Raw genomic sequence first — 13,013 nt, 5'->3', positions numbered from 1 at the left:
ATCCTAGAGGAAGAATGGACTCGGCTGGAATAGCGCTTCGACGTCTGATACGTATTTTTTGTTGACCAGGAACATCACCACATGGTCATCCTGCTCGATGACCGTACGGTCGTGGGCAATAAGAACTTCTTCGCCACGAACGATAGCACCAATGGTGGTCCCAGGTGGAAGCTTTATATCTCCAATCGCACGTCCAACCACTTTAGATGTACTTTCATCACCGTGAGCGACGGCTTCAATCGCTTCCGCAGCACCGCGGCGAAGTGAGGACACGTTTACGATATCAGCGCGACGAACGTGCGTTAGCAAGGCTGAAATAGTGGCTTGCTGAGGTGAGATTGCTACATCAATTACGCCGCCTTGTACCAGGTCTACATAAGCGCCACGTTGGATCAGCACCATCACTTTTTTGGCGCCCATGCGTTTTGCCAACATTGCAGACATGATGTTGGTTTCATCTTCGTTGGTCAGCGCGATGAAGACGTCGACTTGGTCGATGTTCTCTTCCGAGAGAAGCTCTTGGTCTGCCGCATCACCGCAGAACACGATGGTGTTTTCTAGTTGCTCAGAGAGCTTTTCTGCACGCTGGTAGTTACGCTCAATCAGCTTCACGCTGTAAGTTTGCTCTAGGCGTTTAGCCAAGCTTGCGCCGATGTTACCCCCGCCAACAATCATGATGCGGCGGTACGGTTTTTCTAGACGCTGAAGCTCACTCATCACTGAGCGAATATGATTACTTGCTGCAACGAAGAACACTTCATCGTCGGCTTCAATAATCGTGGTGCCTTGTGGGCGAATCGGGCGACCCTGGCGGAAAATAGCCGCCACACGGGTATCGATGTGCGGCATGTGCTCACGCAAAGCAGACAGCGCATTACCCACCAGCGGGCCACCATAGTAGGCTTTCACCGCCACTAGGCTGACTTTCTGTTCAGCAAAGCTCACCACTTGCAGCGCGCCTGGGTATTGGATCAGACGTTCGATGTAGCTCGTGACGAGTTCTTCTGGTGCGATAAGGTGATCAACAGGAATAGCGCCAGATTTAAACAGGGCTTCTTTTTCTGCCAAGTATTCTGGAGAGCGAATACGTGCAACGCGGTTTGGGGTATTGAATAGAGTGAACGCGACCTGACAGGCAGCCATGTTGGTTTCATCAGTGTTGGTTACTGCGACGAGCATATCGGCGTCTTGCGCGCCAGCTTCATGCAGCACGTCTGGGTGGCTCGCATGGCCATTGACCACACGCAGGTCGTATTTGTCCTGCAATTCACGCAGTCGGTCGGCATTATTGTCGACGATGGTGATGTCGTTGTTTTCACCCACTAGGTTTTCTGCCAGTGTGCCGCCAACCTGACCTGCACCAAGAATAATGATCTTCATACTCTTTTCTCGTATCTGAAAAAGGCGATTGAAATCACTTCAATCGCCCTATTTAGCATGCTGTTACGCGTGTGTTTTAGTTAGCACTGCGTAGTAGAAACCATCCATATCTTCTTCGCCTGGTAGAATTTGACGACCAGGCTGGTCGGGATCAGAATCCAGCAGTTGCGCATCCGCGGTACGTGCTAAAAACGCTTTTACTTGCTCCACGTTTTCTTGCGGTGTGATTGAACAAGTCGCGTAAACCATGGTGCCGCCGGGCTTCAGTTGCGTCCACATGGCATCAAAAATTTCACTTTGCAGCTCTGCTAATGCGGCGATGTCGTCTGCACGACGTAGCCATTTGATGTCTGGGTGACGACGAATCACGCCAGTCGCAGAACATGGGGCATCCAGCAAAATGCGATCAAATTGCTCGCCTTGCCACCATTCTTGTGGATTACGCGCATCACCGCAAACCACTTTTGCCTGAAGGTTGAGACGCTTCAGGTTTTCATGCACACGTTTCAAGCGTGTGTCGTCGCAGTCAATCGCGACCACTTCACTGCCCGACGTGCGCTCTAGAATGTGCGCAGTCTTGCCACCTGGCGCAGCACAGCAATCTAAAATCAGTTCGCCGTCTTGTGGTTTTAGGTAGTTGATCGAAAGCTGCGCCGCCGCATCTTGTACCGAAACCCAACCTTTATCAAAACCAGGTAGCTTCATCACGTCACATGGTGCGGCCAATTTTATGGCGTCCATTGCTTCTGTGTGTGGTGTGCTATCAATGTTTTCATTTTTGAGCAGCGCAAGGTATTCATTTCGAGTGTGGTGTTGGTGATTTACACGGAGCCACATTGGTGCTTTTTGGTTGTTCGCTTCAACTATGCTTTCCCATTGCTGTGGGTAGGCCTCTTGCAGCAGTTTTAGTAACCAGCTTGGGTGACCGTACTTGCCAGCGTTGTTGCTGACGGCCATTTGGTCGAGTTCTTCTTGGTTGCGCTGGTAGTTACGCAATACAGCGTTAATCAAACCACGCAGACGAGGACCTTTCAGCTCTTTAGTGCCTTCAACCGTTTCACCGACAGCTGCGTGCGCAGGAATGCGCATGAAGCTCAGTTGGTAAATACCAACCAGAATTAGGTGATGGAATACACGTTGTTTGCCTTTTAGCGGCTTATCCATCAATTGGTTTGCGATCATTTCTAGGCGAGGTAGGTAACGTAGCGCACCGTAACAGATCTCTTGTAACAGAGCGTGGTCACGAGGTCGTACCGTTTGTTGAGCCGCTGGAAGAGCGCTTGAAAGTGAGTGGCCCTTGTCGACGACAAGATACAGGACGTTAGCAGCCGCAGCGCGAACATTCATGATGAGTACCTTAAAGTAAAGGAGGGCATCTCTGCCCTCTAAAAGTTCGTATAATTGGGGATAATAACCCCTAGTATGGCTTAAACCAGCAGAGTGCCAACTTCAAACCAAGCCGCACGCGAATTCAGAATATCCTGAACTGACATGGCTTTTTTGCCAGGAACTTGCAGTTGCTCTAGCACCAGTACGCCGTTGCCTGTCGCAACATAAATACCGGTTTTATCTGCTTGTACGATGGTGCCGGCTGGCTTGTCACTGGTTTGCTCTGCCACACGGCTTTGCCATACTTTGATGCTGTTTTCTGCCGCCTCAAAGTGGCTCATTGGCCATGGGTTAAATGCACGAACGCAGCGCTCAATGTGCGCCGCATCGTCGTTCCAGTTGATGCGTGCTTCTTCTTTGCTGAGCTTTTTCGCGTAGTTCGCGAGCTCATCGTCTTGCTTCACTGGCACTGCTTTACCCGCAGCAATGTCTGCTAGGCAGTCAATCAGGGCTTCTGGGCCAAGCTCAGCCAATTTTTCGTACATTGAAGCGCTGGTATCTGTCGCTTCGATTGGCAGAGTTGCAATCTTCAGCATATCACCAGTGTCGAGACCGATGTCCATCTGCATGATGGTCACGCCAGTTTCTGCATCGCCCGCCCAAATAGAGCGTTGGATTGGAGCCGCACCACGCCAACGAGGTAGGATAGAACCATGTACGTTGATACAACCCAGTTTAGGGGTATCAAGAACCGCTTGTGGCAGCAGCATACCGTACGCCACGACAACCATGAGGTCGGCGTTCAGATCGGCAAGTTCTTGTTTCGCTTCGTCGGACTTAAAGCTTTCAGGTTGGTAAACCGGGATATTGTGTTCTAGCGCCAGTTGTTTTACCGGTGGCGCAGCCATTTTTTTGCCACGACCCGCTGGACGATCTGGGTTTGTGTAAACCGCGATGACTTCATGCTCCGAAGACAACAACGCCGCCAAGTGACGGGCGGCGAAATCCGGAGTACCTGCAAAGACAATTCGTAAAGACTGACTCAAGGTAGACTTCCTTCTAATTGGTATGGTTCGAGATTAAGCGTTTTGCTGCTTCTCGTTAAAGCGTTTGATTTTTGCTAGCTTGTCCTGAATGCGTTTGCGTTTCAGTGGCGATAGGTAATCCACGAACAGCTTACCTTGTAGGTGATCAAGCTCGTGTTGAACACAAATCGCTAGCAGGTCGTCGGCTTCAAAGGTGAACTCTTTGCCATCACGATCCAGTGCTTTAACGGTAACTTCTGCAGCGCGAGGCACAAGTGCGCGTGCACCTGGTACCGACAGACAGCCTTCTTCGATGCCATCTTCGCCACGCTTTTCCAGAATCTCAGGGTTGATTAGCACCATCGGCTCATCGCGAGTTTCTGAAATATCAATCACTACGATACGTTTGTGGATATCAACCTGCGTTGCAGCAAGGCCAATACCTTCTTCGTCGTACATGGTTTCAATCATGTCATCGACGATTTTTTGAATCTCAGGTGTCACCGCTTCAACAGGCTTTGCGACTGTGCGCAGGCGATCATCCGGGAATGTTAATACTTGTAATACAGACATATTCACTCGAAATATTGAACTGTGCCGAAACAGCACAAACCTTGTTGGCTCAATTCTAGACATTTTATAGCCTAAATGACAGCATCCTTGCACCAATTTCCATTCTGGTTCCTGCTTAATAGACCAAGGACGAGGGTCATGAATCGAATTTTCCGCAACGTTGCCAGTGTTACGTTGCCGTTACTTTTCTCTTTCAACGCTGTAGCAAATGTGGATGCGAACCCACTGACAGTTAAAGATGATGCGCCACAAACGTATGTAGTCGTGAAGGGCGATACGCTATGGGATATTTCGGCCATGTACTTGGATAGCCCGTGGTTGTGGCCTCGTTTATGGCAAGTAAACCCGGAAATCGACAACCCTCATTTAATTTATCCTGGAGACAAGCTGTCTTTGGTGTGGATTAACGGTCAGCCCGTGTTGAGCCTAAAACCGGTTAAGAAGCTGAGCCCGAAAGCTCGCATCACAGAAAAGAAAGCCGTACCAACGGTCGCGGAAGGTTTGGTGATGCCTTACCTCAAATCGGATCGGTTGCTAGATAAAGATTCGTTGAACAGAGCAGCAAAAGTGATGGGTAGCAGCAAAGGCAGTAAGTATCTGACTGCAGAAGATGTGCTGTATATCAATGGCAATCAGACCGCGACAGGTTGGGCTATTTACCGACCAGTAGCTACCTTTTCGCGTGACGATGTGTCCGAAGAGATTACCGCGCTGCGTTTGATTGCCAAAGGCGAGCTCGTTGAAGCTTCGAGTGATTATTCAGGTTTGAAGCTTACATCGCAAATGCAAGAAATCCTACGTAACGATATCGCGTTGCCAAATCAATCGGTTGAGAATACTGACTTCACGACTACGTTCTATCCGCTGCCGTCGCCACAAGGCAGTTCTGCAAAGTTGCTAGGTAATATCGAAGGTATTCGCTTTAGTTCAACTAACCAAGTCGTGGTGATTGATAAAGGCACGTCAGACAATCTGAAGCAAGGCAGTGTGTTTGATTTAAAAGAAGACGCGCACCCAGTTTACAAAGACGGCGATGAGTTCAAGAAAGAGTTTGGTGTGCTTGATAAGAAAATCACTTTGCCTCAAAGCAAAGTTGGTGAGTTGCTGGTCATTCGTCCTTATGAGTACTTTAGCTTGGCACTGATCACTAACAGTACGAAACCCATTAACCAAGATATTTCGGTGGTGTCACCGTTGGCGGACGAATTAACCATCGATGAATCGACGAAATAACGATGATCTCGCTGCCTGGTTAAAACTGAGTTGTTTACCAGGCATTGGCGGCGTCAAAATGAATAAGCTACTGGCAAGAGACACGCCATGTAACATCGTAAACTTCTCTCCTGAACAGCTACAACAACTTGGGTTAACAACTAAGCAAATTCAAGCTTGGGCTTCAACAGATAAAGAAGTCGATGCTTGTTTAAGCTGGCTTGAGGCTTCTACAAACCATCATATCCTGACACTGACTGACCCGCGTTATCCACCTCAACTCAAACAAATCGTTGCACCGCCACCTCTACTTTTTGTTCAAGGAAACCCTACTTGTCTTTCTCAGCCACAAATCGCGATGGTTGGCAGTCGAAATGCGAGTATTGATGGATTACAGCATGCACGTCAGTTTGCTGCAGAGTTTGTTCAGCACGATTTTATTGTCACCAGTGGTCTCGCTTTAGGCATTGATGGTCATGCGCATGATGGTGCGTTGCAAGCGGGTGGTAAGACGATTGCGGTGCTAGGATCTGGCTTAGAAAATATTTATCCGGCACGTCATCGTGGTTTAGCGCAACGTGTTATTGAACATGGGGCTTTGGTGTCTGAGTTTCGGCCTAATGCCAAGCCGCGCCCAGAAAACTTCCCGCGTCGTAATCGTATTATTAGTGGATTATCGCTTGGTGTACTGGTCGTCGAGGCGGCGAAAAAGAGCGGCTCGTTAATTACAGCTCGTTACGCGCTTGAGCAAGGTCGAGAAGTATTTGCGCTGCCAGCGTCAATCAATGCCCCCAATGCCTGCGGTGGAAACCAGTTGATACGTCATGGCGCTTGCCTCGTAGAAAAGACGAAAGATGTCTTAGATGAAATACAGTCCTTGCTTGATTGGTCTATTAATCAGAGTACCGATTTATTTTCTACGTTAAATGATGAAGAAGAATTGCCATTTCCTCAGCTGTTAGCTAACGTAGGAAGTGAAGCTACACCGGTTGATATTCTTGCAAACAGGACCAATATACCTGTCCAAGAAGTCATGATGCAGCTCTTAGAGTTAGAACTCTCTGGGCATGTCGTTGCGGTTTCAGGTGGCTATATTCGAAAGGGGAGGGGCTAGCTATGATGATGGATATACTGATGTATCTATTCGAAACCTACATCCATAGCGATGCAGAGTTACAGGTCGAACAAGACGAGTTGGAAGAAGAATTGCTTCGTGCAGGCTTCCAACAAAAAGATATCTACAAAGCCCTTGTCTGGTTAGAAGAGCTTGCCGCATTGCAGCAAAGTGACACCTCTTCTGCAATCTCGACTTGCATGGCTTCGTCATCAACTCGTATCTACACAGCGAAAGAGATGCAGCGTTTAGATTTGGAATGCCGAGGGTTTTTATTGTTTCTCGAGCAAATCAATGTGTTAACCACAGAAACTCGCGAAATGGTGATTGACCGAGTGATGGGTCTAGAAACGAGCGAGTTTGAGCTTGAAGACCTCAAATGGATCATTTTGATGGTGCTGTTTAATGTGCCTGGTAATGAAAATGCTTATACGCTAATGGAAGAGCTGTTGTACACCAAGGAACAAGGGATTCTTCACTAACCATCTGGGCAAGTTCGAGTTTAGCTAGAATAAACGCGAGCTTGTCTTTTTGTGTGTTTTCACGAAACGGTAAGTATGAGTAGTAAAATCGACAACACCCTTTTCTCTGCCCATGAACACGCTTTGGAACACGAGCCGTGTCCAAAATGTGGTGGTGAGCTGACTCTCAAGCACGGAAAACATGGCCCATTTCTCGGCTGTAACCATTATCCAAGCTGTGATTACATTAAACCGCTACACAGCAATGATGGGCACATCGTGAAAGAGTTGGGTGTGCCTTGTCCTGAGTGTGGCAATGAGTTGGTACTCCGCCAAGGGCGCTACGGTATGTTCGTTGGTTGTAGCCATTACCCGGCTTGTCATCATATTGAGTCGATTAATCAACCAGAGCCAGAAAAACAGTCGCAAGAGCACCAAGCGTGTCCTGAATGCGGTAAAGGTCATTTAGTTGAACGTAAGACGCGTTTTGGTAAAACCTTCTACGCATGTGACAACTACCCTAAATGCAAATTTGCTGTGAACCTTGCTCCGGTCAAGGGGCGATGCGAAGAGTGTGGTTTTACTCTGTTGGTGGAGAAGAAACTTGCCAGTGGTGTGAAATTGCAATGTGCCAACCGTAAGTGCCAGCACACCCAGCAAGGGTAAATACATCAAAGGAATTAAAAAGGGTCGCATCGTGCGACCCTTTTTTGTTTTTTTGCTGCCAAACGTTAGTGTTGAGGCTGTTTAGCGAATGCTTGCACAGCAGGGAAAGCTATTGGGTCTAAGATGTCTGCCAGAGCGCACAGCCTACGGTGCAATTCTCCTGGGTAGTCGCCACACACGTTGATGTGTCCCATCTTGCGACCTGCACGTTTCTCTTTGCCATACCAATGAAGGTGGCAACCATCCATTAATAACAATGCTTCTGGTAGTGTGTCTTCACCAAGAATATTGATCATTGAGGTTTCACGAACTAATTTCGTACTGCCTAATGGTAAGCCGCACACTGCGCGCAGATGATTTTCAAACTGACACGTTTCTGCACCTTGCTGTGTCCAGTGACCAGAGTTGTGCACGCGTGGAGCAATCTCATTCACTAAAAGTGCCCCATCGACATCAAAGAACTCAAGCGCTAATACGCCAACGTAATCTAGGCTATCTGCGACTGCCGTGAACATTTGCTTTGCTTGTTCCTGTAACCCTGGCGCATCAATCGCAGTAGAAAGACTCAATACACCGTTGGTGTGGACGTTCTCTGCCAGAGGATACACTTCCACACTGCCATCTTTGCTTCGAGCACCAACCAGTGATACTTCGCGGTTAAAAGGAACAAACTCTTCAGCAACAATCGCTTGAGTTGGTGTTGCCGCGATGCACTCTGCCATCTCAGTCCAAATGTCGTCGACTTGAGAAGCTTCTTTTAAGCGCCATTGGCCTTTACCATCGTAACCACCTAATGCACTTTTCAGAACCATTGGCATACCAACGTGTTCAATTGCGCGCTCAAAGTCTTCACGAGTTTCAATGACGTAGTATTTCGCGTTGCGCACGCCGGCATCATCAAGCAGTGCTTTTTCAATACGGCGATCACCACCTGCTTTGATGGCTTGCGTACTTGGTAGGAACTTGCCGCTCGCTTCGCAAACTTTGAGCACGTCATGTGGAATATGCTCGAACTCGGCAGTAATCACATCAACTTGCGTAATCGCATTTTCCAAGCCATGGCCAAGTACCTGTTGAGTTAAAGGGTGAACGACATCACCGCTGCTGACATCGTAAGCTGAAATTTGAATATTCAGTGGCGCACCAGCCAGAGACATCATACGAGCCAACTGACCCGCACCAAGAACCAGTACATGCATCTGATTAATCCTCTGCAGGGTTTGGATTTGCGAGAACTGTTTCCGTTTGCTCATTACGGAATGCTTCTACCTTCGCCATGATGTTTTCATCATGAGTGCCTAGGATTTGCGCTGCTAGGATACCGGCGTTTGCTGCGCCCGCTTCGCCAATCGCCAATGTACCAACCGCAATTCCCTTTGGCATCTGTACAATAGAAAGCAGTGAATCCATACCTTTCAGTGCACGAGACTGAACGGGAACCCCAAGCACAGGCAAACTAGTAAACGCCGCCGCCATACCTGGTAGGTGGGCTGCACCACCTGCGCCTGCGATGATAACTTTGATGCCGCGTTCTTTTGCGCCACTGGCGTAGTCAGCCAGTAATTGAGGAGTTCGGTGTGCTGACACTACTTTTGTTTCGTAAGGCACGCCAAATTGATCTAGCATGTCCGCTGCTAGTTTCATGGTTGGCCAATCGGATTTAGAACCCATGATGATACCGACTTTCATCTCAAACTCCTTTAAGCTGCAAAAATTAGGTGAGCTATAAATTTGTGCGCATTATACGGGGATTTTTATCTCAAGCAAACGTTTGCGTCTTGTTGTTGGCGCTATTGATACATTTTATAAAAAAATTGCTTTAGTGTCTGAGAATGAATATTTGTACACTTAGTGAAAACAACACAGTCAAACAAATAGGAAGTAATCGGTGGATAACTTTGAACAAGTGCTCAACGCACTCAAGCAAGGCGAAGTGATTGCCTATCCAACAGAAGGGGTTTTTGGTGTCGGATGTGATCCAGATAACCCAGAAGCAATTCAAAAGCTATTAGAGCTCAAGCAGCGTCCGGTAGAAAAAGGGCTGATTCTAATCGCGGCAAGTTATGATCAGCTTTTGCCTTATATTGATGAATCTCAGTTGACTGAAGAACAATTACAGACTGTTCATGCCACTTGGCCAGGCCCATACACTTGGATCATGCCAGCGAGCGATAAAGTATCCAACTGGGTTTCAGGGCAGTTTGATTCAATTGCGGTTCGTGTGACTGATCATCCTTTGGTGCAAAAAATGTGTAATGCATTCGGAAAGCCGTTAACCTCTACCAGCGCGAATCTCTCCAGCTTACCACCGTGTATGACCACGGAAGAAGTCGAAGAGCAGTTGGGTGATAAGCTGGTCGCCATTCTTCGTGGCGAGACCAGCGGTCGTGATAAACCCAGCGAGATTCGTGACGCCAAAACTTCACAAATATTAAGACAGGGTTAACCCTGCTAGCCAGCCATCATTAGGTTTCACGTAATAGGTAATAACGTATGTCAGCGATCGATAAGCACGCCGTAAAGCAGTTCTTGATGTCACTTCAGGACTCCATTTGTCAGCAGTTAGAACAAGAAGATGGAAAGGCCGTCTTTGTCGAAGATGCATGGCAACGTGAAAAAGGAGAGCGTCTGGGTGGCGGTGGTCGCTCACGTGTTTTGCGTGATGGCCTTGTTTTCGAGCAGGGAGGCGTGAACTTCTCGCATGTGGAAGGGAAAGAAATGCCAGCATCTGCGACAGCGCATCGCCCAGAGCTAGCGGGTCGTCGTTTTGAAGCGATGGGTGTTTCTTTGGTTATTCACCCTAAAAACCCTTACGTACCGACTTCACACGCCAATGTCCGCTTCTTTATTGCAGAAAAAGATGGCGAAGACCCAATTTGGTGGTTTGGTGGTGGTTTTGACCTAACGCCGTTCTATCCATTTGAAGAAGATTGCCAATCATGGCACGACACTGCAAAACTGCTTTGTGCGCCATTTGGTGACGATGTTTACCAAGAGCATAAAGCATGGTGTGACAAATACTTCTTCCTACCACATCGTAATGAAACTCGCGGTGTTGGCGGTTTGTTCTTTGATGATCTAAACCAGTGGGAATTTGATAAGTGTTTTGCTTACATCAAAGCAGTGGGTGAAGGCTATTGCCAGGCTTACTTGCCGATCGTTTCTCGTCGTAAAGAGATCAAGTATGGTGAGCGTGAGCGTGAATTCCAACTATATCGTCGCGGCCGTTACGTAGAGTTCAACTTAGTGTATGACCGTGGCACCTTATTTGGTTTACAAAGTGGTGGGCGTACTGAGTCGATTCTGATGTCAATGCCGCCGCTCGCTCGCTGGGAGTACTGCTACGAGCCAGAAGCGGGATCGCCAGAAGCTGAACTTTACGAGCGATACCTAACGGCCCGAGAGTGGTAAGCACGGAATCTCCTTTTCTATATAGATAGATAGTGATAGGGTCATCTGTAATCAGGTGGCCCTGTTTTCTCTATATCTAAGTAAGGAACAAAGGTAAGGAAATGACCCAGCAAATCGATCGCTATGCCGTGTTTGGTAATCCTATCGGACACAGTAAGTCGCCATTCATTCACACCTTGTTTGCTCGTCAAACTAATCAATCTTTGGTGTATACCGCAGAAAGTGCACCTGTTGATGGTTTTATTGACGCGGCGAAGGTGTTTTTTGCTGAAGGTGGCAAGGGGTGCAACATCACTATGCCATTTAAAGAAGATGCTTATCAATTTGCTAGTCGATTGACAGAACGGGCTCAGTTAGCAGGCGCGGTAAATACCCTCAAGAAGTTAGACGATGGTGAAATCATCGGTGACAACACTGATGGTGCAGGTTTAGTGCAAGATCTGCTTCAGCATCAGGTTGTATTGGAAGGTGCGCGAATCCTAATTATTGGTGCTGGTGGTGCAGCTCGTGGTGTTATTAAGCCACTACTCGATCAAAAGCCGACCTCTTTAACCATTACCAACCGTACCTTTAGTAAAGCACAAGAGCTCGCAGAGCTGTTTGTCTCTCACGGTCCTATCCTCGCCAAAGAGATGGCAAGTATTGATGAAGAGTATGATGTCATCATTAACTCCACATCCGCTTCTCTTAGTGGTGAACTGCCGACTATTTCATCCTCCATCTTTGCCGCTAACAGTACAAGCTATGACATGATTTATGGCAAAGGGGTGACGAGCTTTAACTTATGGGCAAAAGAGAATGGTGCCGCTCATGCGTATGACGGTCTTGGAATGTTAGTTGGGCAGGCTGCGGAAAGCTTTACGCTCTGGCGTGGCTTACGTCCTGGTGCCAAACAAATTCTCAGAGAACTAAGAAAGAATCTTGAAGGTCAATAAGCGATGAATCAATCCATCTTATTCCCAGATATTCAATCATGGGATGAAGTATCACAATCGGTAAACTTTTCGGCGCAACAATCAGGCGCACTAATAGAGTGCTTTGTGACGAAACAAAAGTTAGAAAAGCTCAGTGGTTCACTGATTGAAACTGAGCAAGCGGCAATTAAAGTGTTTACTGATTACAGATTCGACCTAGAAGAAATGGCTGAAGAGCTAATAGAAGATGAAGCCTTCAACGAAGAAGGCCATATCATCATCGGTTAACAGGGTTTTAGTTCAAGTCTTTTACTTCATTTAAGTAGTCGTTTTTGTTCTGCACATAGTTATTGGCAGACTTTTGCAAGAAAGCTCGTTCTTTTTCTGATAGAGGGCGAGCTTGTTTTACTGGGCTTCCAACATATAAGTAGCCACTTTCTAATACTTTCCCAGGTGGCACTAAACTGCCTGCTCCGATCATCACCTCTGACTCAATTACAACAGCATCTAAAACAATAGCTCCCATACCAACCAAAACACGATCGTGGATCTCACAACCGTGCAGCATCACTTTGTGGCCAATCGTAACGTCATTACCAATAATCAATGGGTAGCCGTTTGGGTTTTCGGCGTTCTTATGGGTGACATGCAAAACACTGCCATCTTGAATATTCGTTCGATCACCAATGTGAATGTGGTTTACATCACCTCGCGCTGCTACCAGTGGCCAAATGCTAGAATCATCGCCAATTCGGATATCACCGACTAAAACAGAGGTTGGGTCAACGTAAACACGCTCACCAAGTTCAGGCTTTATACCTTTGTAGCTTCTCATTGAGCTCATCTTTTTTCCTTATTCAGGGCGATTACAGGGTGTATGGAGGTAGAATAGTAGTGAAAACTCGCTTTTTAGAATAAAAAACACCCA

General features: G+C 47.5%; 15 protein-coding genes. 8 read left to right on the top strand and 7 right to left on the bottom strand.

The features are described from left to right. Window positions 1–3: 3 nt before the first annotated feature. From trkA to def, 4 genes are all read right to left on the bottom strand, one after another. On the bottom strand, window positions 4–1,380 hold the full coding sequence (gene trkA / locus R7R24_RS19030; RefSeq protein WP_005379062.1) for a Trk system potassium transporter TrkA: 1,377 nt from the start codon (window positions 1,378–1,380) through the stop codon (window positions 4–6). A 63-nt stretch (window positions 1,381–1,443) separates the two neighbouring features. Further along, complete coding sequence (rsmB, locus tag R7R24_RS19025) at window positions 1,444–2,727, bottom strand: 16S rRNA (cytosine(967)-C(5))-methyltransferase RsmB (RefSeq protein ID WP_033906577.1); 1,284 nt, start codon at window positions 2,725–2,727, stop codon at window positions 1,444–1,446. 80 nt (window positions 2,728–2,807) lie between these two features. Beyond that, window positions 2,808–3,755, bottom strand: a complete 948-nt coding sequence (fmt, locus tag R7R24_RS19020) for a methionyl-tRNA formyltransferase (RefSeq protein WP_054579447.1) — start codon at window positions 3,753–3,755, stop codon at window positions 2,808–2,810. A 33-nt stretch (window positions 3,756–3,788) separates the two neighbouring features. After that, window positions 3,789–4,307 (bottom strand): peptide deformylase, encoded by a 519-nt coding sequence (def, locus tag R7R24_RS19015; RefSeq protein ID WP_005379068.1) that lies wholly within the window; start codon window positions 4,305–4,307, stop codon window positions 3,789–3,791. 138 nt (window positions 4,308–4,445) lie between these two features. Here def and R7R24_RS19010 point away from each other — a divergent pair, with 138 nt between their 5' ends. From R7R24_RS19010 to R7R24_RS18995, 4 genes are all read left to right on the top strand, one after another. Beyond that, entirely contained in the window at window positions 4,446–5,540 is a 1,095-nt protein-coding gene (locus R7R24_RS19010; RefSeq protein ID WP_017821578.1) for a LysM peptidoglycan-binding domain-containing protein, read from the top strand. Next, window positions 5,524–6,633 (top strand): DNA-processing protein DprA, encoded by a 1,110-nt coding sequence (gene dprA / locus R7R24_RS19005; protein ID WP_054579448.1) that lies wholly within the window; start codon window positions 5,524–5,526, stop codon window positions 6,631–6,633. Before R7R24_RS19010 ends, dprA begins: the two co-directional genes overlap by 17 nt. A 2-nt stretch (window positions 6,634–6,635) precedes the next feature. Beyond that, window positions 6,636–7,115, top strand: a complete 480-nt coding sequence (locus tag R7R24_RS19000) for a DUF494 family protein (protein WP_005379074.1) — start codon at window positions 6,636–6,638, stop codon at window positions 7,113–7,115. Between the two features lie 75 nt (window positions 7,116–7,190). Beyond that, the gene (locus R7R24_RS18995) at window positions 7,191–7,760 is read left to right on the top strand and encodes a type I DNA topoisomerase (protein ID WP_054579449.1); all 570 of its coding nucleotides are present in this window, start codon (window positions 7,191–7,193) and stop codon (window positions 7,758–7,760) included. 65 nt (window positions 7,761–7,825) lie between these two features. On the opposite strand, the gene R7R24_RS18990 is transcribed toward R7R24_RS18995, so the two are convergent. Continuing rightward, the gene (locus R7R24_RS18990; protein WP_054579450.1) at window positions 7,826–8,959 is read right to left on the bottom strand and encodes a 5-(carboxyamino)imidazole ribonucleotide synthase; all 1,134 of its coding nucleotides are present in this window, start codon (window positions 8,957–8,959) and stop codon (window positions 7,826–7,828) included. Window positions 8,960–8,963: 4 nt separating this feature from the next. After that, complete coding sequence (purE, locus tag R7R24_RS18985) at window positions 8,964–9,449, bottom strand: 5-(carboxyamino)imidazole ribonucleotide mutase (protein ID WP_005379082.1); 486 nt, start codon at window positions 9,447–9,449, stop codon at window positions 8,964–8,966. Window positions 9,450–9,648: 199 nt separating this feature from the next. On the opposite strand from purE, the gene R7R24_RS18980 reads away from it, so the two are divergent. From R7R24_RS18980 to R7R24_RS18965, 4 genes are all read left to right on the top strand, one after another. Continuing rightward, window positions 9,649–10,206 carry an L-threonylcarbamoyladenylate synthase gene (locus R7R24_RS18980; RefSeq protein ID WP_033906571.1) on the top strand — a complete coding sequence of 186 codons (558 nt, stop codon included), beginning with the start codon at window positions 9,649–9,651 and terminating at the stop codon, window positions 10,204–10,206. 47 nt (window positions 10,207–10,253) lie between these two features. Beyond that, a complete protein-coding gene (hemF, locus tag R7R24_RS18975) occupies window positions 10,254–11,171 on the top strand; it encodes an oxygen-dependent coproporphyrinogen oxidase (RefSeq protein ID WP_054579451.1) in 918 nt (305 codons plus the stop codon). Between the two features lie 101 nt (window positions 11,172–11,272). Then, window positions 11,273–12,106 carry a shikimate dehydrogenase gene (gene aroE, locus R7R24_RS18970; protein ID WP_053304035.1) on the top strand — a complete coding sequence of 278 codons (834 nt, stop codon included), beginning with the start codon at window positions 11,273–11,275 and terminating at the stop codon, window positions 12,104–12,106. 3 nt (window positions 12,107–12,109) lie between these two features. Further along, on the top strand, window positions 12,110–12,373 hold the full coding sequence (locus tag R7R24_RS18965; RefSeq protein WP_005379090.1) for a DUF1488 domain-containing protein: 264 nt from the start codon (window positions 12,110–12,112) through the stop codon (window positions 12,371–12,373). Between the two features lie 7 nt (window positions 12,374–12,380). Here the strand turns inward: R7R24_RS18965 and R7R24_RS18960 are convergent, their stop codons facing one another. Beyond that, a complete protein-coding gene (locus R7R24_RS18960) occupies window positions 12,381–12,929 on the bottom strand; it encodes a gamma carbonic anhydrase family protein (RefSeq protein ID WP_005379096.1) in 549 nt (182 codons plus the stop codon). Window positions 12,930–13,013: the final 84 nt, after the last annotated feature.

It is taken from the genome of Vibrio sp. 704 (genome assembly GCF_033339295.1).
Note: the sequence above shows the minus strand (reverse complement) of the source record. Positions and strands in the feature narration are given on the sequence as shown.